At 59.5% G+C, this 26,051-nt stretch carries 21 protein-coding genes; 17 read left to right on the top strand and 4 right to left on the bottom strand.

Annotation, left to right across the window (positions count from 1 at the left end; translation table 11 throughout):
- Positions 1 to 46: 46 nt before the first annotated feature.
- Complete coding sequence (locus ACP7EW_RS11355) at positions 47 to 1,690, top strand: Na+/H+ antiporter (RefSeq protein WP_426217083.1); 1,644 nt, start codon at positions 47 to 49, stop codon at positions 1,688 to 1,690.
- Here the strand turns inward: ACP7EW_RS11355 and ACP7EW_RS11360 are convergent.
- The 4 genes from ACP7EW_RS11360 to map form a co-directional block, all read right to left on the bottom strand.
- The gene (locus tag ACP7EW_RS11360) at positions 1,680 to 2,414 is read right to left on the bottom strand and encodes a M12 family metallopeptidase (protein WP_426217085.1); all 735 of its coding nucleotides are present in this window, start codon (positions 2,412 to 2,414) and stop codon (positions 1,680 to 1,682) included. The genes ACP7EW_RS11355 and ACP7EW_RS11360 overlap by 11 nt on opposite strands.
- An 86-nt stretch (positions 2,415 to 2,500) precedes the next feature.
- Positions 2,501 to 3,700, bottom strand: a complete 1,200-nt coding sequence (gene dapC / locus ACP7EW_RS11365) for a succinyldiaminopimelate transaminase (protein WP_426217088.1) — start codon at positions 3,698 to 3,700, stop codon at positions 2,501 to 2,503.
- A gap of 43 nt (positions 3,701 to 3,743) precedes the next feature.
- Positions 3,744 to 6,446: a [protein-PII] uridylyltransferase gene (locus tag ACP7EW_RS11370; protein ID WP_426217090.1), complete on the bottom strand. Its 2,703-nt coding sequence runs from the start codon at positions 6,444 to 6,446 to the stop codon at positions 3,744 to 3,746.
- A gap of 62 nt (positions 6,447 to 6,508) precedes the next feature.
- The gene (gene map / locus ACP7EW_RS11375) at positions 6,509 to 7,291 is read right to left on the bottom strand and encodes a type I methionyl aminopeptidase (RefSeq protein ID WP_016975842.1); all 783 of its coding nucleotides are present in this window, start codon (positions 7,289 to 7,291) and stop codon (positions 6,509 to 6,511) included.
- A gap of 387 nt (positions 7,292 to 7,678) precedes the next feature.
- Between map and rpsB the strand changes: the two genes are divergently transcribed.
- From rpsB to dnaE, 16 genes are all read left to right on the top strand, one after another.
- Complete coding sequence (rpsB, locus tag ACP7EW_RS11380) at positions 7,679 to 8,416, top strand: 30S ribosomal protein S2 (protein ID WP_003189158.1); 738 nt, start codon at positions 7,679 to 7,681, stop codon at positions 8,414 to 8,416.
- A 191-nt stretch (positions 8,417 to 8,607) separates the two neighbouring features.
- The gene (tsf, locus tag ACP7EW_RS11385) at positions 8,608 to 9,471 is read left to right on the top strand and encodes a translation elongation factor Ts (RefSeq protein WP_033902793.1); all 864 of its coding nucleotides are present in this window, start codon (positions 8,608 to 8,610) and stop codon (positions 9,469 to 9,471) included.
- A gap of 210 nt (positions 9,472 to 9,681) precedes the next feature.
- Positions 9,682 to 10,425, top strand: coding sequence for a UMP kinase (gene pyrH, locus ACP7EW_RS11390; protein WP_003189161.1), 744 nt, complete (start codon positions 9,682 to 9,684; stop codon positions 10,423 to 10,425).
- Positions 10,422 to 10,979, top strand: coding sequence for a ribosome recycling factor (gene frr / locus ACP7EW_RS11395; protein ID WP_012722596.1), 558 nt, complete (start codon positions 10,422 to 10,424; stop codon positions 10,977 to 10,979). Before pyrH ends, frr begins: the two co-directional genes overlap by 4 nt.
- Before the next feature lie 17 nt (positions 10,980 to 10,996).
- A complete protein-coding gene (uppS, locus tag ACP7EW_RS11400; RefSeq protein WP_016974405.1) occupies positions 10,997 to 11,752 on the top strand; it encodes a polyprenyl diphosphate synthase in 756 nt (251 codons plus the stop codon).
- Positions 11,753 to 12,559: a phosphatidate cytidylyltransferase gene (locus ACP7EW_RS11405; protein ID WP_133074436.1), complete on the top strand. Its 807-nt coding sequence runs from the start codon at positions 11,753 to 11,755 to the stop codon at positions 12,557 to 12,559.
- Complete coding sequence (ispC, locus tag ACP7EW_RS11410) at positions 12,556 to 13,746, top strand: 1-deoxy-D-xylulose-5-phosphate reductoisomerase (RefSeq protein ID WP_426217093.1); 1,191 nt, start codon at positions 12,556 to 12,558, stop codon at positions 13,744 to 13,746. Before ACP7EW_RS11405 ends, ispC begins: the two co-directional genes overlap by 4 nt.
- Before the next feature lie 53 nt (positions 13,747 to 13,799).
- Positions 13,800 to 15,152 (top strand): sigma E protease regulator RseP, encoded by a 1,353-nt coding sequence (gene rseP / locus ACP7EW_RS11415; RefSeq protein WP_033902790.1) that lies wholly within the window; start codon positions 13,800 to 13,802, stop codon positions 15,150 to 15,152.
- Positions 15,153 to 15,226: 74 nt separating this feature from the next.
- On the top strand, positions 15,227 to 17,614 hold the full coding sequence (gene bamA / locus ACP7EW_RS11420) for an outer membrane protein assembly factor BamA (RefSeq protein ID WP_038849191.1): 2,388 nt from the start codon (positions 15,227 to 15,229) through the stop codon (positions 17,612 to 17,614).
- Between the two features lie 45 nt (positions 17,615 to 17,659).
- On the top strand, positions 17,660 to 18,163 hold the full coding sequence (locus ACP7EW_RS11425; protein WP_033902788.1) for an OmpH family outer membrane protein: 504 nt from the start codon (positions 17,660 to 17,662) through the stop codon (positions 18,161 to 18,163).
- Positions 18,164 to 18,166: 3 nt separating this feature from the next.
- The gene (gene lpxD, locus ACP7EW_RS11430; RefSeq protein WP_426217096.1) at positions 18,167 to 19,222 is read left to right on the top strand and encodes a UDP-3-O-(3-hydroxymyristoyl)glucosamine N-acyltransferase; all 1,056 of its coding nucleotides are present in this window, start codon (positions 18,167 to 18,169) and stop codon (positions 19,220 to 19,222) included.
- Positions 19,223 to 19,333: 111 nt separating this feature from the next.
- Positions 19,334 to 19,774 (top strand): 3-hydroxyacyl-ACP dehydratase FabZ, encoded by a 441-nt coding sequence (fabZ, locus tag ACP7EW_RS11435; RefSeq protein WP_016976866.1) that lies wholly within the window; start codon positions 19,334 to 19,336, stop codon positions 19,772 to 19,774.
- A complete protein-coding gene (gene lpxA / locus ACP7EW_RS11440) occupies positions 19,771 to 20,547 on the top strand; it encodes an acyl-ACP--UDP-N-acetylglucosamine O-acyltransferase (protein ID WP_033902786.1) in 777 nt (258 codons plus the stop codon). Before fabZ ends, lpxA begins: the two co-directional genes overlap by 4 nt.
- A gap of 2 nt (positions 20,548 to 20,549) precedes the next feature.
- Positions 20,550 to 21,689 (top strand): lipid-A-disaccharide synthase, encoded by a 1,140-nt coding sequence (gene lpxB, locus ACP7EW_RS11445; protein WP_426217098.1) that lies wholly within the window; start codon positions 20,550 to 20,552, stop codon positions 21,687 to 21,689.
- Entirely contained in the window at positions 21,686 to 22,318 is a 633-nt protein-coding gene (gene rnhB, locus ACP7EW_RS11450) for a ribonuclease HII (RefSeq protein WP_133074432.1), read from the top strand. The genes lpxB and rnhB overlap by 4 nt, the downstream gene beginning before the upstream one ends.
- Positions 22,319 to 22,391: 73 nt before the next feature.
- The gene (gene dnaE, locus ACP7EW_RS11455) at positions 22,392 to 25,913 is read left to right on the top strand and encodes a DNA polymerase III subunit alpha (RefSeq protein ID WP_122724655.1); all 3,522 of its coding nucleotides are present in this window, start codon (positions 22,392 to 22,394) and stop codon (positions 25,911 to 25,913) included.
- Positions 25,914 to 26,051 lie beyond the last annotated feature (138 nt).

A 26,051-nucleotide genomic window follows, 5' to 3' on the forward strand; every position in this document is an offset into this window, starting at 1 on the left:
GCCTGATGTGTGTCGTTGCAAGTCGATTGTCCGGGAAAACCGCGTTATGCAAACCGCCTACACCGTTCTTATCCTGCTGATGCTGGTCAGCGTTTCGCGTCTGGTCGGGCGTGTCATTCCTCTGCCGTTGCCCTTGGTACAGATTGCCGCCGGTGCCTTGCTGGCCTGGCCGACGCTGGGGCTGCATGTGGCGCTGGACCCGGAGTTGTTCCTGTTTCTGTTCTTGCCGCCGTTGCTGTTCTCCGATGGCTGGCGTATGCCCAAACGCGAGTTGTGGCGGCTGCGCGGGCCGATCCTGACGTTGGCGGTGGGCCTGGTGCTGTTTACCGTGGTCGGCGCCGGTTACTTCATCCATTGGATCTTGCCGACTATCCCGTTGCCGGTGGCCTTCGCCCTGGCGGCCGTGTTGTCGCCGACGGATGCCGTGGCGGTGTCGGCCATTTCCCAGAATCGCTTGCCCACGCCGCTGATGCACATGCTCCAGGGCGAGGCCTTGATGAATGATGCTTCGGGCCTGGTGACCTTCAAGTTCGCCCTGGCGGCGGCGTTGACCGGGGTGTTTTCCCTGGCGGATGCCAGCCTCACATTCGTGCTGGTGGCAGTCGGTGGCCTGGCGGTCGGCGTGGCCCTGAGTTGGCTGGTCGGCCGTTTGCGCGCGTGGATGATCGCCCGTGGCTGGGACGACCCGGCGACCCACGTGGTGTTCATGTTGCTGCTGCCGTTCGCGGCCTACGTGCTGGCCGAACGCTTGGGTGCATCGGGCATTTTGTCGGCGGTGGCGGCGGGCATGATGCAAAGCTGGCTCGACCTGTTGCCGCGCCAGACCAGCACGCGCCTGCTCAATCGCAGCGTGTGGTCGTTGCTGGAGTTCGCCTTCAACGGCTTGATCTTCCTGCTGCTGGGCCTGCAACTGCCAGACATCATCAAGGCAGTCGTCAGTCACGAGACGACGTTGTGGCCAACCCTGTTTTATCGCTGCCTGGATGTGATCGCGATCTTCCTGGTGCTGGTGGTGCTGCGCTTTATCTGGGTGCAGAGCATCTGGCGGCTGTCGGGCTTGCTGCGCAGGTTGCGTGGCAAAAGCGAACTGACGCTGGTGCCGACCGCGCGTTCCTGCTGGCTGTTGACGGTCGGCGGCGTGCGCGGTGCGGTGACGTTGGCGGGTGTGATGTCGGTGCCGTTGCTGCTGGCGCCTGGACAGGATTTTCCCGAGCGTGACCTGCTGATTTTCATCGCGGCAGGCGTGATTCTGTTGTCGCTGATCGCCGCCTGTATCGCCTTGCCGCTACTGTTGCGTGGCATCGAAAAAAGCCCGGACGAAAAACGCCACAAGGAAGTGCGCGAAGCCTGGAAGAGGACTGCCGTCGCGGCCATTCACGCGCTTGAAGCGCAAGAACCGGCAGACGCCGAAACCCAGGACGCCGCTCAAGCCGCGCTTGCCACTGAGCTCAAGGCGCGGCTGATGTCGGAATATCGCCACCAACTGGACGTGTTCAACGACTCCGCCGAAGCCCAGGCCTTGGCACAGCAGATGGACCTGCTGGAGCGCAAACTGCGGCTCAAGGCCCTGCGGGCGCAGCGGTTGGAGTTGTACAGTTTGAGTCGTCATCACCAGATTGGTGATGACGTTTTGAGGGAGGTGCTGGCGGAGTTGGATATGAGTGAGGCGAATCTGGGGCTCAAGAAGTAGCGGGTACGGCTTTTGGGTAAGCCTTCTTTGCCCAGGCGATGTCGCCATCGCTCAGTGACCAGGTTTCAGATTGGCCCCAGTCTCCGTGCGTCAGCTTGGGGCTGATTTCATAGTGCATGACTGAGTCGCCATCGTAGGGCGTGAAGTCGTACTGGTCGGAGCGTGCCAGCGGTAGCACGTTGTTTTGCACCGCCTGCCGGTCCATCCCGGCGATACGATTGTAGCCCTCATACACCTTGCCCATGTTCCACGGGATGTTGGCATCGGGGTGTTGATGGGCATGATGAGCGCCGAGCATATGACCGAACTCATGCATCACCACATACTCGAATCGTGGGTGTTTATGGTCCCTTGGCAGTGACATGGTCGGGCTTGCGGGGGACTTGTCGAGTGCCTCTGTTCCTATGGCTGAACTCCCCCCTCCCGCGTTGTTCATGTTCTGAGTAATGCGAACGTCACCTTCCTCCCCAGAGACGAACTCGAACTTGAGATTGATGTGTGGCAACCATTCGCTGGCGGCTTTTTTAACGGCCAATACGTATTCGTCGTCCATGTCGTAGTCATACATGGCGATTTTTATCGTGCTGTTTTGGGGCCAGTATCTGGCGGGTTCGCCAATATTGCGTCGGCTTCTGGAAAGGGGTGGTGCCGAGTCGGCAGCCATTTCGGTGGAGGAGGCGGCGGATGGGTAGTGGACAATAGTGGGTGATGTGGTGGTTATCATGGGTTCTTTCCTGCGACGTATGAGGACGAATGTATGGATTTATTCGTCCAAGTCGCAGGAAAGTTCCGGTCGAAGTGCCTGAGTGTTTAGCGGCGACGTTGGATAAAGTCGCGAATCCGCTCCGCCGCTTCCACGCACTCCGCCAACGGCGCGACCAGTGCCAGGCGTACACGACCGGCGCCTGGGTTAAAGCCGTCCACCTCGCGAGACAGGTACGAGCCCGGTACCACGGTCACGTGCTCTTCCACGAACAGGTCGCGACAGAACGCGGCGTCGTCGCCCTTCACATTCGGCCACAAATAGAAGCCGCCATCCGGGCTCTGCACATCCAGCACCGGCTTGAGAATCGCCAGTACTGCGTCGAACTTCTCGCGGTACAGGTCACGGTTGGCCAATACGTGGTCTTCGTCCCGCCAGGCCGCAATGCTGGCCAGTTGGGTTTGCACCGGCATCGCGCAGCCGTGATAGGTGCGGTACAGCAGGAACGCCTTGAGGATGTCGGCGTCGCCGGCCACAAAACCGGAGCGCAGGCCTGGCAGGTTGGAGCGCTTGGACAGGCTGTGGAACACCACGCAGCGCTTGAAGTCCTCACGGCCCAGTTCGACGCAGGCGCTCAACAGGCCGGGTGGCGGGGTTTGTTCGTCGAAGTACAACTCGCTGTAGCACTCGTCGGCGGCGATGACGAAGTCGTATTCGTCGGCCAGGGCGATGAGTTTTTTCAGGGTGTCGACCGGGATCAGCGCGCCGGTCGGGTTGCCGGGCGAGCACAGGAACAGGATCTGGCAGCGTTTCCAGATGTCCGGCGTCACGGCGTCGAAGTCCGGGTTGAAGCCATTGGCGTCCAGGCACGGCAGGTAGTGCGGCTTGGCCCCGGCGAGGAACGCGGCGCCTTCATAGATCTGATAGAACGGGTTCGGGCTGACTACCAGCGCGTCGTCGCCACGGTTGACCACGGTTTGGGTGAAGGCGAACAGCGCTTCACGGGTGCCGTTGACCGGCAGGATGTTGCGCGCCGGGTCGAGCCAGCCCTTGGGCACGTTGAAGCGGCGTTCGCACCAGGCACCGATGGCTTCGCGCAGGGCCGGGATGCCCAGCGTGGTCGGGTACACGGCCATCTGGTCGAGGTTGTTGCTCAATGCTTCGGCCACGAAAGTGGGCGATTTATGTTTCGGTTCGCCGATGGAGAGCGCGATCGGGCGCTTGTCCGGGTTCGGCGTGACGCTGCCCAGCAGGGCGCGCAGTTTCTCGAACGGGTAGGGCTGGAGCTGGTTCAGAGCGTTGTTCATCGGTGGATCTCGTGCAAGGCGTTAAAAACTGGGGCGGCGCTTTTCAAATAGTCAGGCGTGTCAGCTCGACGCCGGGTTCCTGGGTGACACTCAACTGCTGGACGATGGCGTCCTGCAGGCGCAGGCACAGTTCCGGATCGGACAGCGGCTGGTTGTCGGCATCGGTGATGAAGAACACGTCTTCCACGCGCTCGCCGAGGGTCGCGATTTTGGCGTTTTGCAGCGACAGGTCGAACTCCAGGAAAATCCCGCCGATGCGGGCCAGCAGGCCCGGACGATCCGGGGCGCTGAGTTCCAGTACCGTCACCGGACGCTGGGCGTCATTGGAAATGGTCACCTGTGGCGCAAACGCAAAGTGCTTGAGTTGGCGCGGTACCCGACGCTGGATGATGGTCGGGTAGTCGTCAGGGTTGCGCAGGGCCTCGGTCAGGCCTTCGCGGATCTTTTTCACGCGTGCCGGGTTGTCGCCAATCGAGTCGCCATCGGTGTCGAGCACGATATAGGTGTCGAGGGTGAATTGGCTGCTGGAGGTGATGACGCGGGCGTCATGGATGTTCAGGTTGAGCTGGTCCATGGCCGCCACGGTCACGGCGAAGAAGTCGTGCTGGTCCGGCGCGTAGATGAAGATCTGCGTGCCGCCTTCGAATTCGCGCTGGGTGGTTTCCTTGATCAGCACCAGCGGGCCGCCATCGGCGGGCTGTTGCAGGATCGCATCGGTGTGCCAGGCGACATCGCCGGCGGTGTGGCGCAGGAAGTAATCGTCACCCAACTGCGACCACAACTGTTCCACGTCGTCCGGGTCGTTACCGCCGCGCACCAGAATGTCCAAGGCCGCGCTTTGGGTGCGGCGGATCTGCTCTTCGCGGTCCACCGGGTTCTCCAGGCCACGGCGCAGGGCGCGCTTGGTCTCGGTGTACAGCTGGCGCAACAGGCTGGCACGCCAGGAGTTCCACAGCGTCGGGTTGGTGGCGTTGATGTCGGAGACAGTCAGCACGTACAGATAGTCGAGGCGGGTTTCATCGCCGACGATCTGCGCAAAGTCGTGGATCACCTGCGGGTCGGACAGGTCCTTGCGCTGGGCGGTGGTCGACATCACCAGATGGTTCTGCACCAGCCAGACGATCAGGCGGCTGTCCCACACGGGCAGTTGGTGGCGTTGGCAGAACGCCTCGGCGTCAACCGCGCCCACCTCAGAGTGGTCGCCATGCCGACCCTTGCCGATGTCGTGGTACAGGCCGGCCAGGTAGATCAGCTCGGGCTTGGGCAGCTTGGCCATGAGTTTGCTGGCCAGCGGGAATTTCTCTGACACTTGCGTGTACTGAAGCTTACGCAGGTGCTTGATCAGGTTCAGGGTGTGGGCGTCCACGGTATAGATGTGGAACAGGTCGTGCTGCATCTGCCCGACGATAAAACCGAACTCCGGCAGGTAGCGCCCGAGGATGCCGTAACGGTTCATGCGTCGCAGGTTGCGGTGGATACCGATCTTGCACTTGAACAGCTCGATGAACAGGCTGGTGTTGCGGATGTCGTTGCGGAAATCGTCGTCGATCAGGTGACGGTTCTCCCGCAGCAGGCGGATGGTGTCGGCGCGCACGCCTTTGATTTCCGGCTGCTGGGCCATCAGCACGAAGATTTCCAGCATGGCGAACGGCGTACGGCGGAACACGTTGTCGTTGCGTGCCTCGATATAGCCGTCGTGCAGTTGGAAGCGCGCGTTGATCGGCTGCGGCGGCGCTTCGTCTTCGGGGGCCAGGATCACCTCTTCGAAGTGCTGGATGATCAGGTCGCTGAGCTGGGCAATGCTCATGACCACCCGGTAATACTGCTGCATGAAGCTTTCGATGCTGGTCTTCGCGTCCTCGCCTTCAAAGCCCAGCAGGGTGGCGATGGAGCGCTGGTGGTCGAACAGCAGGCGGTCCTCGGAGCGGCCGGCGAGCATGTGCAGGGCGTAGCGCACTTTCCACAGGAACTCCTGGGACGAGGCCAGCAGGGCGTTTTCGCTCTCTACCAGGAAGCCCTCGCCAGCCAGGGCGCGCAGGTTCAGGGTGCCGTACTGGCGACGGGCAACCCACAAAATCGTCTGGATATCCCGCAGGCCGCCGGGCGAGCCTTTGACGTTGGGTTCCAGGTTGTATTCGGTGTCGTTGTACTTGTGGTGCCGGGCCTTCTGCTCGGCACGCTTGGCCAGGAAGAAGTCCTTGCTCGGCCACATGTGTGCGGTGCTGGTGACTTCGAGCATGCGCTGGCGCAGGCGCTCGGGGCCGGCGATGGTGCGGCTTTCCATGAGGTTGGTGATGACGGTGAGGTCGGCGCGGGCCTCTTCGGCGCATTCGTCGACCGAGCGCACGCTTTGGCCGACTTCCAGGCCGATGTCCCACAACAGCGTCAGAAAACGCTCGATGGAATCGCGAAAGATCTCATGATCAGCGCTGTCCAGCAGGATCAGCAGGTCGATGTCCGAGTAGGGATGCAGCTCGCCGCGCCCGTAGCCGCCGACCGCCACCAGGGCGATATCGGCGTCTTCGCTCCAACTGAACTGTTCCCAGGCCTTTTGCAGGATGTTATCGACGAACCAGGCGCGGTCCTCGATCAGTCGGCGGATGTCCCGGCCGCTGCGAAAGCGCTCGTCGAGCACCTCGCGGGCCTGGCGGATAGCCTTCTTGAATGCGGCGATTGGGCTCGCCTTCAGGGCCAGTTCGGCCTGGAACTGGCCACGGTCGAAGAGTTCGGGGTCCACCTGGGGCATCGATCGGCTTTCCTTTCTATCTATAAGTCAGTTACAGGGTTGCGGGAAAACCGAAGCAATCATCACGCCGAAACGCGTGGAATGGTGTCGTCAGCGCGCAGGGTGAAGATCTCGTAGCCGGTCTCGGTGACCAGCAGGGTGTGTTCCCACTGGGCCGAGAGCTTGCGGTCCTTGGTGATGGCGGTCCAGCCGTCGCCCAGCACCTTGGTGTCGGCCTTGCCCTGGTTGATCATCGGCTCGATGGTGAAGGTCATCCCCGCCTTGAGCTCCATGCCGGTGCCAGCGCGGCCGTAGTGCAGGATCTGCGGCTCTTCGTGGAACACGGTGCCGATACCGTGGCCGCAGAATTCGCGCACCACCGAGAAGCCGTTCTTTTCCGCGTGCTTCTGGATCACTTCACCGATGTCGCCCAGGCGGCAGCCAGGCTTGACGATTTCGATGGCCTTGTACATGCATTCCTGGGTGACCTGGGACAGGCGCTCGGCCCAGACCGGCACATTGCCGACGTGGAACATGCGGCTGGTGTCGCCGAAGTAGCGGTCCTTGATCACGGTGACGTCAATGTTCAGGGTGTCGCCGTCCTTCAATGGCTTGTCGCCTGGAATCCCGTGGCAGACCACGTGGTTGACCGAGGTGCAGATCGACTTGGGGAAGCCTTTGTAGTTCAGCGGCGCAGGGATGGCGCCCTGCACGTTGACTATATAGTCGTGGCAGATCTGGTTCAGGGTTTCGGTGGTGACGCCGGGCTTGACGTGTTCGGCGATCATTTCCAGCACGTCGGCAGCCAGTTTGCCGGCGATGCGCATGCCAGCGATGTCTTCGGCGGTTTTCAAGCTAACGGTCATACAGGCTCTCTCTAGCGCGACGCGCTGAAATCAATACGGTTTACGGGCGTGCGACAAAAGGTTGCAGAGTTCGCACAAGCCACAGAAAACGCGATTCTAACAGACGATGGCCTCAAATCATGAGCCTCTGATGATCGCTTCTCTCTATAAGGTAGGGCTATGTCGGCTCTATTCAAGGGGTTACACGAAAGCGCGCAGCGGCAAATGTGATTGCGTATTCCGTTTTTGCCGATGCTGTGGTATAAAATGCGCCGCTTTCCGGGGATACCTCGTAAAGCTTAAATCCACACACGTGTCGACACGATGACCTGGGTGCCGGAGGCCTTGATGCCGCTGGTTGGTCATTGGGATACGTGGAGGCCAAACCCGACTTATTAAGGAACTATCATGTCCCAAGTCAACATGCGCGATATGCTGAAGGCCGGTGTGCACTTCGGTCACCAGACCCGTTACTGGAACCCGAAAATGGGTAAATACATTTTCGGCGCGCGTAACAAGATCCACATCATCAACCTTGAAAAAACCCTGCCAATGTTCAACGAAGCTCTGACTTTCGTAGAGCGCCTGGCCCAGGGCAAAAACAAGATTCTGTTCGTCGGCACCAAGCGTTCCGCTGGCAAGATCGTTGCTGAAGAAGCAGCACGTTGCGGTTCGCCGTACGTCGATCACCGCTGGTTGGGCGGCATGCTGACCAACTTCAAAACCATCCGTGCTTCCATCAAGCGTCTGCGTGACCTTGAAGTGCAAGCTGAAGACGGTACTTTCGCCAAGCTGACCAAGAAAGAAGCGCTGATGCGCTCCCGTGACCTGGAAAAGCTCGATCGTTCCCTGGGTGGTATCAAGGACATGGGCGGTCTGCCTGACGCACTGTTCGTTATCGACGTTGATCACGAGCGCATCGCGATCACTGAAGCCAACAAGCTGGGCATCCCTGTTATCGGCGTAGTCGATACCAACAGCAGCCCGGAAGGCGTTGACTACATCATCCCAGGCAACGATGACGCAATCCGCGCTATCCAGCTGTACATGGGTTCGATGGCTGACGCTGTAATCCGTGGTCGCAACCACGTTGCTGGTGGTACCGAGCAGTTCGTTGAAGAAGCTCCGGTAGCTGCCGCTGAGTAATTAGCGCCCTGGCGTTGACTCAGTAAGCAAAAAGGGGGCTTGGCCCCCTTTTTGCCACCTCGAAAACCGTTTGTCGGTAACGCAGCTACATCATTTGTAACGTGCAGTGGCCTACAACGGAGATTCGGGAAGAATTGATCGCCCGTTTGATCGGGTGGAATGGTTGAAAACCTATCCAAGAGGATTTTGAAATGGCAGAGATTACTGCAGCGTTGGTTAAAGAACTGCGTGAGCGTACCGGCGAAGGCATGATGGATTGCAAAAAGGCCTTGACCAAGGCCGGCGGCGACATCGAAAAAGCCATCGACGACATGCGTGCCTCGGGCGCCATCAAGGCTGCCAAGAAAGCCGGCAACGTCGCTGCTGAAGGCGCTATCGCTCTGGTTGAAGACGGTAAAGCTGCCGTTCTGCTGGAAGTGAACTCGCAGACCGACTTCCTGGCCCTGCAAGATGACTTCAAGGCATTCGTTGCTGCCAGCGTCAAGAAAGCATTCGACGACAAGCTGACTACCGTTGAGCCGCTGATCGAAGCACAAGAAGCTGATCGCCTGGTACTGGTCGGCAAGGTTGGCGAAAACGTCAACATCCGTCGCCTGACTCGCGTTGAAGGTGATGTGGTTGGCGGTTACCTGCACGGCAACAAGATCGGTGTAGCCGTTGTTCTGAAAGGCGGCGACGTTGAGCTGGCCAAAGACATCGCTATGCACGTTGCTGCAAGCAACCCGGAATTCCTGCTGCCTTCGGAAGTTTCTGACGACGCGATCGAGCGTGAAAAAGCTGTGTTCCTGAGCCTGAACGCCGACAAGATCGCCGGCAAGCCAGAAAACATCGTTGAAAACATGATCAAAGGCCGTATCAGCAAGTTCCTGGCTGAAGCGAGCCTGGTTGAGCAGGCGTTCGTCAAGAACCCTGAAATCAAGGTTGGCGAACTGGCCAAGAAAGCCGGTGCTGAAATCGTTTCCTTCACTTACTACAAAGTAGGCGAAGGCATCGAGAAGCCGGTCGACAACTTCGCTGAAGAAGTTGCTGCCCAGCTGGCTGCCGCCAAGCAATAAGACAGTTTTCAACTGTCGCCCGAAAGAGGCTGCCCGCTCACGCGCGCAGCCTCTTTTCAAATGGGAAGGCCGATTTTAATTGGCTTCCCTTCGGAACTGGCTTACAAAGCCGTGTTCCGATGGCGCTGTAGCAGCGTCCAGCTAGAGTGAACGCAAGCCGTAAACGGCTCGCCAAGAATTTTTAAAAATACGCCGCAGGAGAGATTCGCAATGGCTCAGCAGGGCAGTGGTTATCAGGCTCGCTATAAACGCATTCTACTCAAGCTTAGCGGCGAGGCCCTGATGGGCTCGGAAGAGTTCGGGATCGATCCCAAGGTGCTCGACCGCATGGCGTTGGAAGTCGGCCAACTGGTCGGTATCGGCGTACAAGTCGGCCTGGTGATTGGCGGTGGCAACCTGTTCCGCGGTGCGGCACTGAGCGCCGCCGGCATGGATCGGGTCACTGGCGACCACATGGGCATGCTGGCCACTGTGATGAACGCCCTGGCCATGCGTGACGCCCTGGAGCGTGCCAACATCTCGGCTATCGTGATGTCGGCTATTTCCATGGTCGGCGTGACCGATCACTATGACCGTCGCAAAGCCATGCGCCACCTGAATTCCAAGGAAGTGGTGATCTTCGCTGCTGGTACGGGCAACCCGTTCTTCACCACCGACTCCGCAGCCTGCCTGCGCGCTATCGAAATCGACGCTGACGTGGTGCTGAAGGCGACCAAGGTGGATGGCGTGTACACTGCCGATCCATTCAAAGACCCGCATGCCGAGAAGTTCGATCATCTGACCTACGATGAAGTGCTGGATCGCAAGCTGGGCGTGATGGACCTGACGGCTATTTGCCTGTGCCGCGACCACAAGATGCCGCTGCGCGTATTTAACATGAACAAGCCCGGCGCCCTGCTGAATATCGTACACGGCGGCGCAGAAGGGACTCTGATCGAGGAAGGCCAACAATGATCAACGAAATCAAGAAAGACGCCCAGGCGCGTATGCAGAAATCCCTGGAATCCCTGAGCCATGCATTCGGCCAGATCCGTACCGGCAAGGCGCACCCAAGCATCCTGGGCAGCGTGATGGTGCCTTACTACGGTTCCGATACCCCGATCAGCAGCGTCGCCAACATTACCGTTAAAGACTCGCGCACCCTTCAAGTTGTCGCGTTCGAGCGCAACATGCTGGGTGCTGTCGACAAGGCCATCCAGAGCGCCGGTTTGAACCTCAACCCGACCAACCTGGGTGAGTTGCTGCTGATCTCCATGCCGGCCCTGACTGAAGAAACCCGCAAGGGCTTCACCAAGCAGGCACGCAGCGCAGCCGAAGACGCCCGTGTTGCCGTGCGCAACATTCGTCGCGATGCCCTGGGTGACCTGAAGAAACTGGTCAAGGACAAGGAAATCAGCGAAGACGAAGAGCGTCGTGCCACCGCTGATATCGACAAGCTGACCAAAGATGCCGAGGCCCAGATCACCAAGGCCACGGAAGAGAAAGAAAAGGACCTGATGGCCGTATAAGGGGTCAGGACGCCTTCATGGAAAAGACCAAGCAGACTGTACCCTCTGTGGTGCCGCGCCATGTCGCGATCATCATGGATGGGAATAATCGCTGGGCGAAGAAACGCTTTATGCCGGGTGTTGCCGGGCATAAAGCGGGTGTCGATGCGGTAAGGGCTGTGATTGAGGTATGCGCCGAAGCCAAGGTTGAGGTGCTGACCTTGTTCGCCTTCTCCAGTGAGAACTGGCAACGGCCCGCCGAAGAAGTCAGCGCCTTGATGGACTTGTTCTTCAAGGCCTTGCGTCGTGAAGCCAAACGGCTCAACGACAACAACATCAGCCTGCGCATCATCGGCGATCGCTCGCGCTTTCATCCCGAACTGCAAGCCGCCATGCGCGAAGCCGAGGCCATTACGGCCGGGGCCAATCGATTTGTGCTGCAGATCGCAGCCAACTACGGTGGCCAGTGGGATATCGCCCAGGCTGCACAGCGTCTGGCGCGTGAAGTGCAGGCCGGTCATCTACGGCCGGACGACATCACCCCCGAACTCTTGCAAACCTGTCTGGTGACTGGCGATCTGCCGTTGCCTGACTTGTGCATTCGTACCGGTGGCGAGCACCGCATCAGCAATTTCCTGCTGTGGCAGCTGGCCTACACCGAGCTGTACTTCTCCGACCTGTTCTGGCCGGACTTCAAACACGATGCCATGCGCAATGCGCTGGCCGATTTCGCTTCCCGTCAGCGTCGCTTCGGTAAAACGAGCGAGCAGATCGAAGCTGGAGCCCGGGTTTAAATGCTTAAACAACGAATCATCACAGCACTGATCCTGTTGCCGATCGCCTTGTGTGGGTTTTTCCTGCTCGACGGTTCCGCCTTTGCGCTGTTTATCGGCCTGGTCGTTACCCTGGGTGCCTGGGAATGGGCGCGTCTGGCGGGTTTCAGCGCGCAATTGCCGCGTGTCGTGTATGCCGCTGTCGTAGCTGCCTTGGCGTTCCTCTTGTACATCCTGCCGGACCTAGCGCCTTGGGTATTGGGGGCGGCCGTGTTGTGGTGGGCGCTGGCGACATTCCTGGTGCTGACCTTTCCGCGCACCAGCGGCAAGTGGTCAAGTGTGGCCTGCAAGTTGGTGATTGGCTTGTTGATTTTGTTGCCGGCCTGGCAAGGGTTGGTGGAGATCAAGCGTTACCCAATGGGTAACTGGTTGATCCTGGCGGTCATGGTGCTGGTCTGGGGCGCTGATATCGGCGCCTACTTCTCCGGCCGGGCCTTCGGCAAGCGCAAGCTGGCGCCAGCGGTCAGTCCAGGCAAGAGCTGGGAGGGCGTGTATGGCGGCCTGGCGCTGACCCTGGTGATCGCACTCGTTGTCGGTGTTGTGCGCGGCTGGTCGGTGAAGGAAATCTTTTTGGCGCTGCTGGCCACCGCCATTGTCGTGTTCATCTCGGTCGTAGGTGATCTCACCGAAAGCATGTTCAAGCGTCAGGCCGGGATCAAGGACAGCAGCAACCTGTTGCCGGGTCACGGCGGCGTGTTGGACCGCATCGACAGCCTGACCGCTGCCATCCCGATCTTCGCCGTACTCTTGTGGATGACCGCTTCGTGAGCCGCCTGCAGCAAGTCACCGTGCTGGGTGCAACCGGTTCGGTGGGGCTGAGCACCCTCGATGTTATTGCTCGTCATCCTGATCGCTACCAGGTCTTTGCCCTGACCGGTTTTACCCGTTTGAGCGAATTGCTGGCCTTGTGCGTGCGTCATGCGCCGCGTTTCGCCGTGGTGCCTGAGGCGGCGGCGGCTCGTGGGCTGCAGGACGATCTTCGGGCTGCCGGGTTGTCCACTCAAGTGTTGGTGGGCGAGGAGGGGCTGTGCCAGGTCTCGGCCGATGCTGAAGTCGATACTGTCGTCGCCGCCATTGTGGGTGCTGCGGGCCTGCGTCCGACCTTGGCTGCAGTGGATGCTGGCAAGAAGATCCTGCTGGCCAATAAAGAAGCGCTGGTTATGTCCGGTGCGCTCTTTATGCAGGCGGTGCGCAAGAGCGGTGCCGTGTTGTTGCCGCTGGACAGCGAACACAATGCAATCTTCCAGTGCATGCCCGGCGATTATGCCCGTGGCCTGAGCCAGGTGGGTGTGCGTCGGATCCTGCTGACGGCTTCCGGTGGTCCGTTCCGACAAACCCCGCTGGCTGAACTGGAGCACGTATCGCCCGACCAAGCATGCGCTCATCCGAACTGGTCCATGGGGCGCAAGATCTCCGTGGATTCGGCGAGCATGATGAACAAAGGACTGGAGCTGATCGAGGCGTGCTGGTTGTTCGATGCGCGTCCGGATCAGGTTGAGGTGGTGATCCACCCACAAAGTGTGATTCATTCCCTGGTCGACTATGTGGACGGTTCGGTCCTGGCGCAGTTGGGCAACCCTGATATGCGCACGCCGATTGCCAACGCCCTGGCCTGGCCGGAGCGGATCGACTCGGGCGTAGCGCCTTTGGATCTGTTTGCCGTGGCCCGTCTGGACTTCGAGGCGCCGGACGAGCAGCGCTTCCCTTGCCTACGCCTGGCGCAGCAGGCGGCTGAAGCGGGTAACAGCGCACCGGCGATGCTGAACGCGGCCAACGAAGTGGCTGTGGCAGCGTTTCTCGAACGGCGCATCCGCTTTCCGCAGATCGCGAGTATCATCGAGGACGTCCTGGCGCTTGAGCCTGTCGTCGCGGTGAATGAGCTTGGGGCTGTCTTCGAGGCCGATACCAAGGCTCGGACCCTGGCAGAACAATGGTTGAGCCGCAACGCGCGTTAGTCTGCAGGCAGGTTTGAGTCTTCAGGCACTGGATTGGAATGCGGAGAAATTAGATGAGTGCGCTTTACATGATTGTCGGCACCCTGGTTGCTCTGGGTGTGCTGGTTACCTTCCACGAATTCGGCCACTTCTGGGTGGCGCGTCGTTGCGGCGTCAAGGTACTGCGCTTTTCCGTCGGTTTCGGTATGCCGCTGGTGCGTTGGCACGACCGTCGTGGCACCGAGTTTGTGATTGCGGCCATCCCGCTGGGTGGCTACGTCAAGATGCTCGATGAGCGCGAAGGCGAAGTGCCGGCAGATCAGTTGGATCAGTCTTTCAATCGCAAGACCGTTCGTCAGCGTATCGCCATTGTCGCCGCCGGCCCGATCGCCAACTTCCTGTTGGCGATGGTGTTCTTCTGGGTGTTGGCCATGCTGGGCAGCCAGCAGGTGCGTCCGGTCATTGGCGCGGTCGAGTCGGACAGTATTGCCGCCAAGGCTGGATTGGTTGCCGGGCAGGAAATTGTTTCCATTGATGGCGAACCCACCACGGGCTGGGGCGCGGTCAATTTGCAGTTGGTGCGTCGCCTCGGTGAAAGCGGCATCGTCAATGTGGTGGTGCGCGAGCAGGATTCCACCAGCGAAACCCCGCGTGAGCTGGCCCTCGATCATTGGCTCAAGGGCGCCGATGAGCCTGATCCGATCAAGTCTCTGGGCATACGCCCATGGCGTCCGGCCTTGCCGCCGGTCCTCGCTGAGCTGGACCCGAAAGGTCCGGCCCAGGCTGCCGGCCTGAAAACCGGTGATCGCCTGTTGGCCCTTGACGGGCAGGTGCTGGGTGACTGGCAGCAGGTGGTCGATCTGGTTCGTGTACGTCCTGATACTAAAATTGTGCTGAAAGTTGAGCGCGACGGTGCTCAAATCGACGTCCCGGTGACCTTGTCGGTCCGTGGGGAAGCCAAGGCTGCCGGGGGTTACCTGGGTGCCGGGGTCAAGGCTGTCGACTGGCCGCCATCGATGGTGCGCGAGGTGAGCTACGGGCCGTTGGCAGCGATTGGTGAAGGTGCAAAACGCACTTGGACCATGAGTGTGCTGACCCTGGAATCCCTCAAGAAAATGTTGTTCGGCGAGCTCTCGGTAAAAAACTTGAGTGGACCGATAACCATTGCTAAAGTGGCGGGCGCTTCTGCCCAGTCGGGTGTCGCGGATTTCCTGAATTTCCTGGCTTATCTGAGTATTAGCCTGGGTGTTCTGAATTTGTTGCCCATTCCTGTACTGGATGGGGGGCATCTGTTGTTTTATCTGGTCGAGTGGGTGCGTGGTCGCCCCTTGTCGGATCGGGTGCAGGGTTGGGGGATACAGATCGGTATCAGTTTGGTGGTCGGGGTGATGTTATTAGCCTTGGTCAACGATCTGGGTCGACTGTAACGCTTCGCTGAATTGCGAATCTGCCGCATTTTGCGGCAGTTTGTTTATTGCCAGTTGGAATAAGAAAGGACTTCATGAAACGTCTGCTGCTAACTGCGGTTCTCACCGTATTGATGATCGCCGAAGTTCACGCCGAGTCCTTCACCATCTCCGATATTCGCGTCAACGGCCTCCAGCGGGTTTCCGCGGGTAGCGTCTTTGGTGCATTACCGTTGAACGTCGGTGAACAGGCTGATGACCGTCGCCTGGTGGAATCCACTCGTGCGCTGTTCAAAACCGGTTTCTTTCAAGACATCCAACTGGGTCGCGAAGGCAACGTCCTGGTCATCACCGTGGTCGAGCGACCTTCCGTCGCCAGTATCGAGATCGAAGGCAACAAGGCGATCTCTACTGAAGACCTGATGAAAGGTCTCAAGCAATCCGGCCTGGCCGAAGGCGAGATCTTCCAGCGCGCCACCCTCGAAGGTGTGCGTAACGAGCTGCAACGTCAGTACGTTGCCCAGGGTCGCTACTCCGCAACCGTGGAAACGGAAGTGGTGCCACAGCCTCGTAACCGTGTTGGCCTCAAGGTCAATATCAACGAAGGCACCGTGGCGGCGATCCAGCACATCAACGTGGTGGGTAACACCAAGTTCGCTGATGATGACCTGATCGACCTGTTCGAACTCAAGACCACCAACTGGTTGTCGTTCTTCAAGAACGATGACAAGTACGCCCGCGAAAAGCTGTCCGGTGACCTGGAGCGCCTGCGTTCCTACTACCTGGACCGTGGCTATATCAACATGGATATCGCTTCGACCCAGGTGTCCATCACCCCGGACAAGAAGCACGTCTACATCACCGTCAACGTCAACGAAGGCGAGAAGTACAAGGTTCGTGACGTGAAGCTGAGCGGCGACCTGAAAGTGCCTGAAGACCAGGTCAAGGCGCTGTTGCTGGTGCAGAAGGACCAAGTGTTCTCGCGCAAGCTGATGACCACCACTTCCGAGCTGATCACCCGTCGCCTGGGTAACGAAGGCTATACCTTCGCCAACGTCAACGGCGTGCCGACGCCCCATGATGATGACCACACCGTGGACATCACCTTTGTGGTCGATCCAGGCAAGCGTGCCTACGTGAACCGTATCAACTTCCGTGGCAACACCAAGTCTGCGGACGAAGTGCTGCGTCGTGAAATGCGTCAGATGGAAGGTGGCTGGGCGTCGACTTACCTGATCGACCAGTCCAAGACCCGTCTTGAGCGCCTGGGCTTCTTCAAGGAAGTCAACGTCGAAACCCCGGCCGTTCCGGGTGTAGATGACCAGGTTGACGTGAACTACGCCGTGGAAGAGCAAGCATCGGGTTCCATCACCGCCAGCGTCGGCTTCGCACAGAGTGCCGGCCTGATCCTCGGTGGTTCGATCACCCAGAACAACTTCCTGGGTACCGGTAACCGTGTGTCCATCGGCCTGACCCGAAGCGAATACCAGAGCCGATACAACTTCGGTTATACCGACCCCTACTGGACTGCTGACGGTGTGAGCCTGGGCTACAACGCCTTCTACCGCACCACCGACTACAAAGACCTCGACGTTGACGTTGCAAGCTATGCGATCGACAGCCTCGGCGCCGGTGTGAACATCGGTTACCCGATCAGCGAGACTTCGCGTCTGACGTTCGGTTTGACCGCGCAACAGGATGAGATCAAGACCGGTGTGTACACCGTGGACGAGATTTTCGACTTTACCCGTCGTGAAGGCGACAAGTTCCTGAACTTCAAGGCGTCTGCCGGCTGGTCCGAGTCGACGCTGAACAAAGGTGTACTGGCAACCCGTGGTCACTCCCAGAGCCTGACCCTGGAAACCACCACGCCGGGCAGCGACCTGTCGTTCTTCAAACTCGACTACCGTGGTCAATTGTTCACGCCGTTGAGCGACAACTACACCATGCGCCTGCACACTGAGCTGGGCTACGGCGATGGTTATGGCTCCACCAATGGTCTACCGTTCTACGAGAACTACTACGCGGGTGGCTTCAACTCCGTACGTGGTTTCAAAGACAGCACCTTGGGCCCACGTGGTACGCCAAGCCGTGGTGTTGGCGTAACCGGTAACCAGGGCACTGTAGTGGACTCCGACGACGATCCGCTGCCGTTCGGTGGTAACGTGTTGATCCAGGGTGGTGCAGAGATCCTGTTCCCGCTGCCGTTCGTCAAAGATCAGCGTTCCCTGCGGACTTCGGTCTTCTGGGACGTGGGTAACGTGTTCGACTCCAAGTGCGAGCAGATCCGTAACCCGAGCGGCGTGAAGTCCAACACCCAGTGCAACGATGTGAGCCTGAGCAACCTGGCAAGCTCCGTGGGTGTAGGTGTGACCTGGGTGACCGCGCTGGGCCCATTGAGCTTTGCTCTGGCCATGCCGATCAAGAAGCCGGATAACGCTGAGACCCAGATTTTCCAATTCTCCCTCGGCCAGACGTTCTAAGCGTCTGACCCAAGATAACGACAACGGATTCTGTAGGAGTGCATCGTGCGTAAGTTGACTCAATTGGTTCTGCTGGCAACCGTGCTGGTAGCGACCCCGGCCTTCGCCGAAATGAAAATCGCCGTCCTGAACTATCAGATGGCCCTGCTGGAATCCGATGCGGCCAAGCGTTATGCCGTGGATGCCGAGAAAAAATTCGGCCCACAACTGACCAAGCTCAAGACCCTTGAAAGCAGCGCCAAAGGTATCCAGGATCGTCTGGTTGCCGGTGGCGACAAGATGCAGCAAGGCGAGCGCGAGCGTCTGGAGCTTGAATTCAAGCAAAAGGCCCGTGACTATCAGTTCCAGTCAAAAGAACTGAACGAAGCCAAGGCCGTTGCTGACCGTGAAATGCTGAAACAACTGAAGCCGAAACTCGACAGCGCTGTGGAAGAAGTCATCAAGAAAGGTGCCTTTGACCTAGTGTTCGAGCGTGGCGCTGTGATCGACGTCAAGCCTCAATACGACATCACCCGTCAGGTGATCGAGCGCATGAACCAGCTGAAGTAAGCCATGACCGCGACTATCAAGCTCGGCGAGTTGGCCGAGTTCCTGGGGGCCACCTTGCGTGGTTCCCCGGAGAAAGAAATCACTGGGCTAGCCACCTTGCAGGAGGCTGGCCCAGCTCAGTTGAGCTTCCTCGCAAACCCCCAATACCGTAAATACCTGGTCGACAGCCAAGCTGCAGCCGTGTTGCTGAAAGCCGCTGACGCCGAAGGGTTTACCGGGGATGCGCTGGTGGTGCCTGACCCGTACCTGGCTTATGCGCGGGTGTCGCATCTGTTCGATCCGAAGCCCAAGGCTGCCGCCGGTATTCATCCGTCTGCAGTCATTGCCGAGGATGCCCAGGTTGATCCTGCGGCCAGCATCGGTGCCTTTGCGGTGATCGAGAGTGGGGCACGCATCGCATCCGATGTCACAGTCGGTGCCCACTGCTTTATCGGCGCGCGCTGCGAAATCGGCGCTGGCGGTTGGCTGGCGCCGCGCGTGACCCTGTACCACGACGTGCGTATCGGTGAGCGTGTAGTCATCCAGTCGGGTGCCGTGATTGGCGGTGAAGGCTTCGGCTTTGCCAACGCCAAGGGCATTTGGAACAAGATCGCCCAGGTCGGCGGTGTATTGATCGGCGACGACGTGGAAATCGGCGTGAACACGGCTGTCGATCGCGGGGCCCTGGCCGATACCGTGATTGGCAACGGCGTGAAGCTCGACAACCAGATCCAGATCGCCCATAACGTGCAGATTGGCGATCACACCGCCATGGCGGCCTGCGTGGGTATCTCCGGCAGCACCAAGATCGGCAAGCATTGCATGCTCGCCGGTGGCGTCGGGCTGGTAGGGCATATCGATATTTGCGACAACGTCTTCATCACCGGCATGACCATGGTCACCCACTCGATCACCGAGCCAGGGGCCTATTCTTCCGGTACCGCCATGCAGCCTGCGGCTGAATGGCGCAAGAGTGCAGCGCGGTTGAGGCAGCTCGACGACATGGCTCGACGTCTCAAACAGCTGGAAAAGCGTGTTGGGGACGTGACCCCTGGCGGTAATGCTTCATCAGAAGGCTGATACCATTTCCATATCAAGTGTGCACAGCCGCTAGACTGCCTCCTTGATTTGCTAGCGGGGCGTGCGTTTAGTTCGCCCGCCCCCAATCTTTATTACAGGCTTCCCCCCGAAATGATGGACATCAACGAGATTCGCGAATACCTGCCTCACCGTTACCCGTTCCTGCTGGTGGATCGCGTAGTGGACCTCAACATCGAGGAAAAGCGCATTCGTGCCTACAAGAATGTCAGCATCAACGAACCGTTCTTCAACGGTCACTTTCCTGCGCATCCCATCATGCCGGGCGTGTTGATCATCGAAGCGATGGCCCAGGCTGCCGGTATCCTTGGTTTCAAAATGCTCGACCTCAAGCCTGCCGACGGCACGCTTTACTATTTCGTGGGCTCCGACAAGTTGCGTTTCCGCAACCCGGTGACCCCGGGTGACCAGTTGATCCTGGAAGCCAAGTTCATCAGCTGCAAGCGCCAGATCTGGAAGTTCGAATGCCAGGCCTCGGTGGACGGCAAGCCGGTGTGCTCCGCCGAGATCATCTGTGCGGAACGCAAACTATGAGTTTGATTGACCCTCGCGCAATCATCGATCCGTCGGCCGTTCTGGCCGCCGACGTTGAGGTCGGCCCCTGGTCGATCATCGGCGCAGGTGTGGAAATCGGCGAGGGGACTGTCATCGGGCCGCACGTGATCCTCAAAGGTCCGACCCGCATTGGCAAACACAATCGCATCTACCAGTTCTCGTCGATAGGCGAGGACACCCCGGACATGAAGTACAAGGGGGAAGAAACACGCCTGGTAATCGGTGACCACAACATCATCCGTGAAGGCGTGACCATTCACCGTGGTACCGTTCAGGATCGGGCCGAGACCACCCTGGGTGATCACAACCTGGTGATGGCCTACGCGCACATCGGTCACGACAGCGTCATCGGCAACCACTGCATCCTGGTCAACAACACCGCGTTGGCCGGGCATGTGCACGTTGACGATTGGGCGATCCTGTCCGGGTTCACCCTGGTCCATCAGTACTGCCATATTGGCGCCCACAGCTTTTCCGGCATGGGCACCGCCATTGGCAAGGACGTTCCGGCATTTGTCACGGTATTCGGCAACCCGGCCGAAGCGCGCAGCATGAACTTCGAAGGCATGCGCCGTCGTGGTTTCAGCGAAGACGCCATCCACGCCCTGCGCCGAGCCTACAAGGTGGTTTACCGCCAGGGGCTCACGGTTGACCAGGCGTTGACCCAACTGGTCGAGCCGGCAGCGTTGTTCCCGGAAGTCGCGGTGTTCCGTGACTCGATCCAGGCGTCGACCCGCGGCATCACCCGCTGATCATGGCCAATCTGCGTATCGCGCTGGTGGCCGGGGAAGCTTCCGGCGACATTTTGGGCGCAGGTCTTATGCGGGCCCTCAAGGCCCAGCATCCGGCGGTTGAATTCATTGGCGTCGGCGGTCCACTGATGCAGGCTGAAGGGCTCACGTCCTACTTCCCTATGGAGCGTTTGTCGGTCATGGGGCTGGTCGAAGTGCTGGGTCGCCTGCGTGAGCTGTTGGCCCGTCGCAAGCTGCTGATCCAGACCCTGATCGAAGAAAAGCCCGACGTGTTCATCGGCATCGATGCGCCGGATTTCACGCTCAATATCGAACTCAAATTACGTCAGGCCGGCATCAAGACCGTGCACTACGTCAGCCCGTCCGTGTGGGCGTGGCGGCAGAAGCGCGTGCTCAAGATCCGTGAAGGCTGTGACCTGATGCTGACGTTGCTGCCGTTCGAGGCGCGGTTCTACGAAGAGAAGGGCGTACCGGTAAGGTTTGTCGGACATACCCTGGCCGACACGATTCCGTTGCAGGCTGACCGCGCCGCCGCGCGTGCCGAACTGGGCTTGCCCGACGGCCCGTTGGTCGCGCTGATGCCTGGCAGTCGTGGTGGCGAAGTTGGCCGCCTGGCCTCGGTTTTTTTTGATGCTGCCGAGCGTCTGCAAGCCTTGAAGCCAGGCGTGCGTTTCGTACTGCCCTGCGCGAGCCCGCAACGTCGCGCGCAGATCGAGACGCTGCTGGAAGGCCGCAACCTGTCGTTGACCCTGCTCGACGGCCAGTCGCACCTGGCCCTGGCAGCCTGTGATGCGGTGCTGATTGCCTCCGGCACTGCCACTCTGGAGGCCTTGCTCTACAAGCGTCCGATGGTGGTGGCCTACCGCTTGGCGCCGCTGACCTTCTGGATTCTCAAGCGCATGGTCAAAAGCCCTTATATCTCCCTGCCCAATCTGCTGGCGCAGCGCCTGTTGGTACCGGAGTTGTTGCAGGACGATGCGACGCCTGAGGCCCTTGCGCAAACGCTGCTACCGTTGATCGACGGCGGCGAAGAACAGACCCGTGGTTTTGACGACATCCATCGCATATTGCGCCGCGATGCCTCGAACCAGGCAGCCGACGCCGTGCTGACCTTGATCGGCCAGAAAAAGGAAAGCGTATGAACACGCAAATAGGCCTGGATTTCAGCCTGGTTGCCGAAGCCCACGAGCTGGTCGCCGGTGTCGACGAAGTCGGGCGTGGGCCTTTGTGCGGTGCCGTGGTCACGGCGGCGGTAATCCTCGATCCGAACCGCCCGATCCTCGGCCTCAACGACTCGAAGAAACTCACCGAGGCACGCCGTGAAAAGCTCTACGATGAGATCATCGAAAAAGCCTTGAGCTGGCACATCGCCCGGGCCGAAGTCGAAGAAATCGACGAGCTGAACATTCTCCACGCCACCATGCTCGCGATGCAGCGTGCGGTTGAAGGCCTGCACATCACGCCAAAAATGGCGATGATCGACGGTAACCGTTGCCCCAAGCTGGCCATGCCTTCTGAGGCGGTGGTGAAGGGCGACAGCAAGGTGCCTGCCATCGCAGCCGCTTCGATCCTGGCCAAAGTCAGCCGTGATCGTGAAATGGCCGCGTTCGAATTGATCTACCCCGGCTACGGCATTGGCGGGCATAAAGGCTATCCGACGCCCGTTCATCTGGAAGCCCTGGCTCGCCTGGGTCCGACGCCGATCCATCGCCGCTCGTTCGCCCCGGTTCGCCAGGCCTACGAGCTGCGCGAGAGCCTCAACGAGGTCTAGTCGCAAGGCTGATGTTTTGCTCAAGGCCCGGTACAATCCGGGCCTTGTTGTTTTCCACGTATAAGAGATCACTATGCCGGCTTCATTCGTTCACCTACGCCTGCACACTGAATACTCCCTGGTCGACGGCCTGGTACGGATCAAACCGCTGGTCAAAACCCTGGTGGGCATGAACATGCCTGCGGTCGCGGTGACCGATCAGAACAACATGTGTTCCCTGGTCAAGTTCTACAAGAACGCCATGGGCGCCGGCATCAAGCCGATCTGCGGCGCCGATCTATGGCTGTCCAACAAAGATCCGGATAACCCGCTGAGCCGCATCAGCCTGTTGGCGATGAACGGCGTGGGTTACCGCAACCTCACCGAACTGATTTCCCGTGGTTTTATCGACGGCCAGCGCAATGGCTCGATCATCATCGAGCGCGAATGGGTCGCCGAGGCCAGCGAAGGCTTGATCATGCTGTCGGCCGCCAAAGAGGGCGAGATCGGTATCGCGCTGTTGGGCGGCAATCCGCAGGAAGCCGAAGTCTTGGCCAAGGAGTGGATGCAGGTCTTTCCTGACCGTTTCTACCTGGAAGTCCAGCGCACCAATCGCCCCAACGACGAAGAGCACCTGCACGCCGCCGTGGCCCTGGCTGACAAGCTGGGCGCGCCGCTGGTTGCCACCAACGATGTGCGCTTCATCAAGAAGGAAGATTTCGAGGCCCACGAAACCCGCGTGTGCATCGGTGAAGGTCGGGCTTTGGACGACCCGCGTCGCTCGAAGAACTACAGCGAAGAGCAGTACCTCAAAAGCGCCGACGAGATGGCCGAGTTGTTCAGCGACCTGCCCGAGGCCCTGGAAAACTCCGTCGAAATTGCCAAGCGTTGCAACATCGAAGTCAAGCTGGGCAAGCACTTCCTGCCCAACTTCCCGATTCCGGATGGCATGACCATCGACGAGTACTTCCGCAAAGTCTCGTTCGACGGCCTCGAGGAGCGGCTCAGCGTCCTGCTGCCCAAGGACACTACCGAAGATTACGACGCCAAGCGCCAGGTCTACGTCGACCGGCTGAATTTCGAGCTGGATATCATCATCCAGATGGGGTTCCCCGGTTACTTCCTGATCGTAATGGACTTTATCCAGTGGGCCAAAAGCAACGGCGTGCCGGTAGGTCCGGGCCGGGGGTCGGGTGCCGGTTCGCTGGTGGCTTACGTACAGAAGATTACCGACCTCGACCCGCTGGAATATGACCTGCTGTTCGAACGCTTCCTGAACCCGGAACGGGTTTCCATGCCCGACTTCGACGTCGACTTCTGCATGGACGGCCGTGACCGCGTGATCGAATACGTGGCCGAGAAATACGGTCGCAATGCGGTGAGCCAGATCATCACCTTCGGTTCCATGGCGGCGAAGGCTGTAATCCGTGACGTGGCGCGGGTGCAGGGCAAGTCTTACGGCTTGGCGGACCGTCTGTCGAAGATGATCCCGTTCGAAGTCGGCATGACCCTGGAAAAAGCCTACGAGCAGGAAGAAATCCTGCGCGACTTCATCAAGGTCGACGAAGAAGCCGCCGAAATCTGGGACATGGCGCGCAAGCTCGAAGGCGTGGTACGTAACGTCGGTAAACACGCCGGCGGTGTAGTGATTGCGCCTACAAAACTCACCGACTTTTCGCCGATCTATTGCGACGAAGAAGGCGACGGCCTGGTAACCCAGTTCGACAAGGACGATGTGGAGGCGGCCGGCCTGGTGAAGTTCGACTTCCTTGGCCTGCGAACCCTGACGATCATCGACTGGGCGCTCAAGACCATCAACCGTGACCGCGCCAAGGTCAACGAAGCGCCGCTGGATATCGCGTTTATCCCGCTGGACGACAAACCGACCTACACCTTGCTGCAAAAAGCCGAGACCACGGCGGTGTTCCAGCTTGAGTCGCGGGGCATGAAAGAGCTGATCAAAAAGCTCAAGCCCGACTGCCTGGAAGACTTGATCGCACTGGTGGCCCTGTTCCGTCCGGGCCCGCTGCAATCGGGCATGGTGGACGACTTCATCAACCGTAAGCACGGCCGCGCCGAGCTGGCGTATCCGCACTCTGACTACCAGTACGAAGGCCTCAAGCCGGTATTGGCGCCGACCTACGGCATCATCCTGTATCAGGAACAGGTGATGCAGATCGCCCAGGTCATGGCCGGTTACACCCTCGGCGGCGCGGACATGCTGCGTCGCGCCATGGGTAAGAAAAAACCCGAGGAAATGGCCAAGCAGCGTGGCGGTTTCATTGAGGGTTGTGCAACCAACAATATCGACGCGGACCTCGCGGGTAACATTTTCGACCTGGTGGAAAAATTCGCCGGTTATGGCTTCAACAAATCCCACTCCGCCGCCTACGGCCTGGTGTCGTACCAGACTGCCTGGCTGAAGGCCCACTACCCGGCGCCGTTCATGGCCGCGGTACTCTCGGCGGATATGCACAACACCGACAAGGTCGTGACCTTGATCGAAGAAGTGCGCACCATGAAGCTGCGCCTCGATGCGCCGGACGTGAACGCCTCGGAGTTCAAGTTCACGGTGAACGACGAAGGCCGCATCATTTATGGCCTGGGCGCGATCAAAGGCGTGGGCGAAAGCCCGGTGGAAGCTATCGTTGAAGCGCGTCAGAGTGGGCCGTTCGCCGACCTGTTCGACTTCTGCGCGCGGGTTGACCTCAAGCGCATTAACAAGCGTACTCTCGATGGCCTGATCCGCAGCGGCGCACTCGACCGTCTCGGCCCGTATTTCCATGATGAGCCCAAGGCTTACCAGGCGAATATCGACCGCAACCGTGCGGTGCTGCTCACCGCCATGGAAGAAGCGATCAAGGCTGCCGAACAGACCGCCCGCACCCATGACAGCGGCCATGCCGACCTGTTTGGCGGGTTGTTCGTCGAAGAAGACGCGGATGTGTACGCTAACCACCGCAAGGCCAAGGAGCTGACTCTCAAGGAGCGCCTCAAGGGTGAGAAAGACACCTTGGGCCTGTACCTTACCGGTCACCCGATTGATGAATACGAGGGTGAGATCCGCCGTTTCGCCCGTCAGCGCATCATCGACCTGAAACCTGCGCGGGATACCCAGACCGTCGCAGGCATGATCATCGCCTTGCGGGTGATGAAGAATAAAAAGGGCGACAAGATGGGCTTCATCACCCTCGATGACCGTTCGGGGCGCATCGAAGCCTCGCTGTTTGCCGATGCCTTCCACTCCGCACAGTCGCTGTTGCAGACCGATGCCATGGTGGTGGTGGAGGGGGAGGTCAGCAACGATGACTTCTCCGGTGGCCTGCGCCTGCGGATCAAGCGGGTGATGAGCATGGAAGATGCGCGCACCAACTTGGCCGAAAGCCTGCGCTTGAAGGTGAAAACCGAAGCGCTCAAGGGCGATCAGCTACGCTGGTTGGGTGATTTGCTCAAGCGCCACCGTGGCGCGTGCCCGGTGACCATGGAGTACACCGGCAGTGACGCCAAGGCCATGCTGCAGTTTGGCGAGACCTGGCGAATTGATCCGGCTGATGGCTTGATTCAAGCATTGCGTGACCAGTTCGGCCGTGACAACGTCTTCCTCCAATACCGTTGACGGTCAGGCAGTCCTGCATAGCCTGATCTCGACTGAACATTTAATCTCGACCTAAACGCGCCTCTCCCTTAAGGTAGGGCGCGAATAGACAACCGGCTGGCCAGGCACGCCCTGGCCGTCGACCCAAGACGGACGCTT

The organism is Pseudomonas sp. DWRC2-2, assembly GCF_049897885.1.
GTDB lineage: Bacteria > Pseudomonadota > Gammaproteobacteria > Pseudomonadales > Pseudomonadaceae > Aquipseudomonas > Aquipseudomonas azotoformans_A.

Coding starts and splice junctions, on each gene's coding strand:
- uppS (WP_016974405.1), top strand. CDS start 10,997: ATGGAAAAGACCAAGCAGACTGTACCCTCTGTGGTGCCGCGCCATGTC.
- lpxD (WP_426217096.1), top strand. CDS start 18,167: ATGACCGCGACTATCAAGCTCGGCGAGTTGGCCGAGTTCCTGGGGGCC.
- ACP7EW_RS11355 (WP_426217083.1), top strand. CDS start 47: ATGCAAACCGCCTACACCGTTCTTATCCTGCTGATGCTGGTCAGCGTT.
- dapC (WP_426217088.1), bottom strand. CDS start 3,700: ATGAACAACGCTCTGAACCAGCTCCAGCCCTACCCGTTCGAGAAACTG.
- map (WP_016975842.1), bottom strand. CDS start 7,291: ATGACCGTTAGCTTGAAAACCGCCGAAGACATCGCTGGCATGCGCATC.
- ACP7EW_RS11370 (WP_426217090.1), bottom strand. CDS start 6,446: ATGCCCCAGGTGGACCCCGAACTCTTCGACCGTGGCCAGTTCCAGGCC.
- rpsB (WP_003189158.1), top strand. CDS start 7,679: ATGTCCCAAGTCAACATGCGCGATATGCTGAAGGCCGGTGTGCACTTC.
- tsf (WP_033902793.1), top strand. CDS start 8,608: ATGGCAGAGATTACTGCAGCGTTGGTTAAAGAACTGCGTGAGCGTACC.
- rnhB (WP_133074432.1), top strand. CDS start 21,686: ATGAACACGCAAATAGGCCTGGATTTCAGCCTGGTTGCCGAAGCCCAC.
- rseP (WP_033902790.1), top strand. CDS start 13,800: ATGAGTGCGCTTTACATGATTGTCGGCACCCTGGTTGCTCTGGGTGTG.
- bamA (WP_038849191.1), top strand. CDS start 15,227: ATGAAACGTCTGCTGCTAACTGCGGTTCTCACCGTATTGATGATCGCC.
- pyrH (WP_003189161.1), top strand. CDS start 9,682: ATGGCTCAGCAGGGCAGTGGTTATCAGGCTCGCTATAAACGCATTCTA.
- ACP7EW_RS11360 (WP_426217085.1), bottom strand. CDS start 2,414: ATGATAACCACCACATCACCCACTATTGTCCACTACCCATCCGCCGCC.
- ACP7EW_RS11405 (WP_133074436.1), top strand. CDS start 11,753: ATGCTTAAACAACGAATCATCACAGCACTGATCCTGTTGCCGATCGCC.
- fabZ (WP_016976866.1), top strand. CDS start 19,334: ATGATGGACATCAACGAGATTCGCGAATACCTGCCTCACCGTTACCCG.
- frr (WP_012722596.1), top strand. CDS start 10,422: ATGATCAACGAAATCAAGAAAGACGCCCAGGCGCGTATGCAGAAATCC.
- lpxA (WP_033902786.1), top strand. CDS start 19,771: ATGAGTTTGATTGACCCTCGCGCAATCATCGATCCGTCGGCCGTTCTG.
- dnaE (WP_122724655.1), top strand. CDS start 22,392: ATGCCGGCTTCATTCGTTCACCTACGCCTGCACACTGAATACTCCCTG.
- lpxB (WP_426217098.1), top strand. CDS start 20,550: ATGGCCAATCTGCGTATCGCGCTGGTGGCCGGGGAAGCTTCCGGCGAC.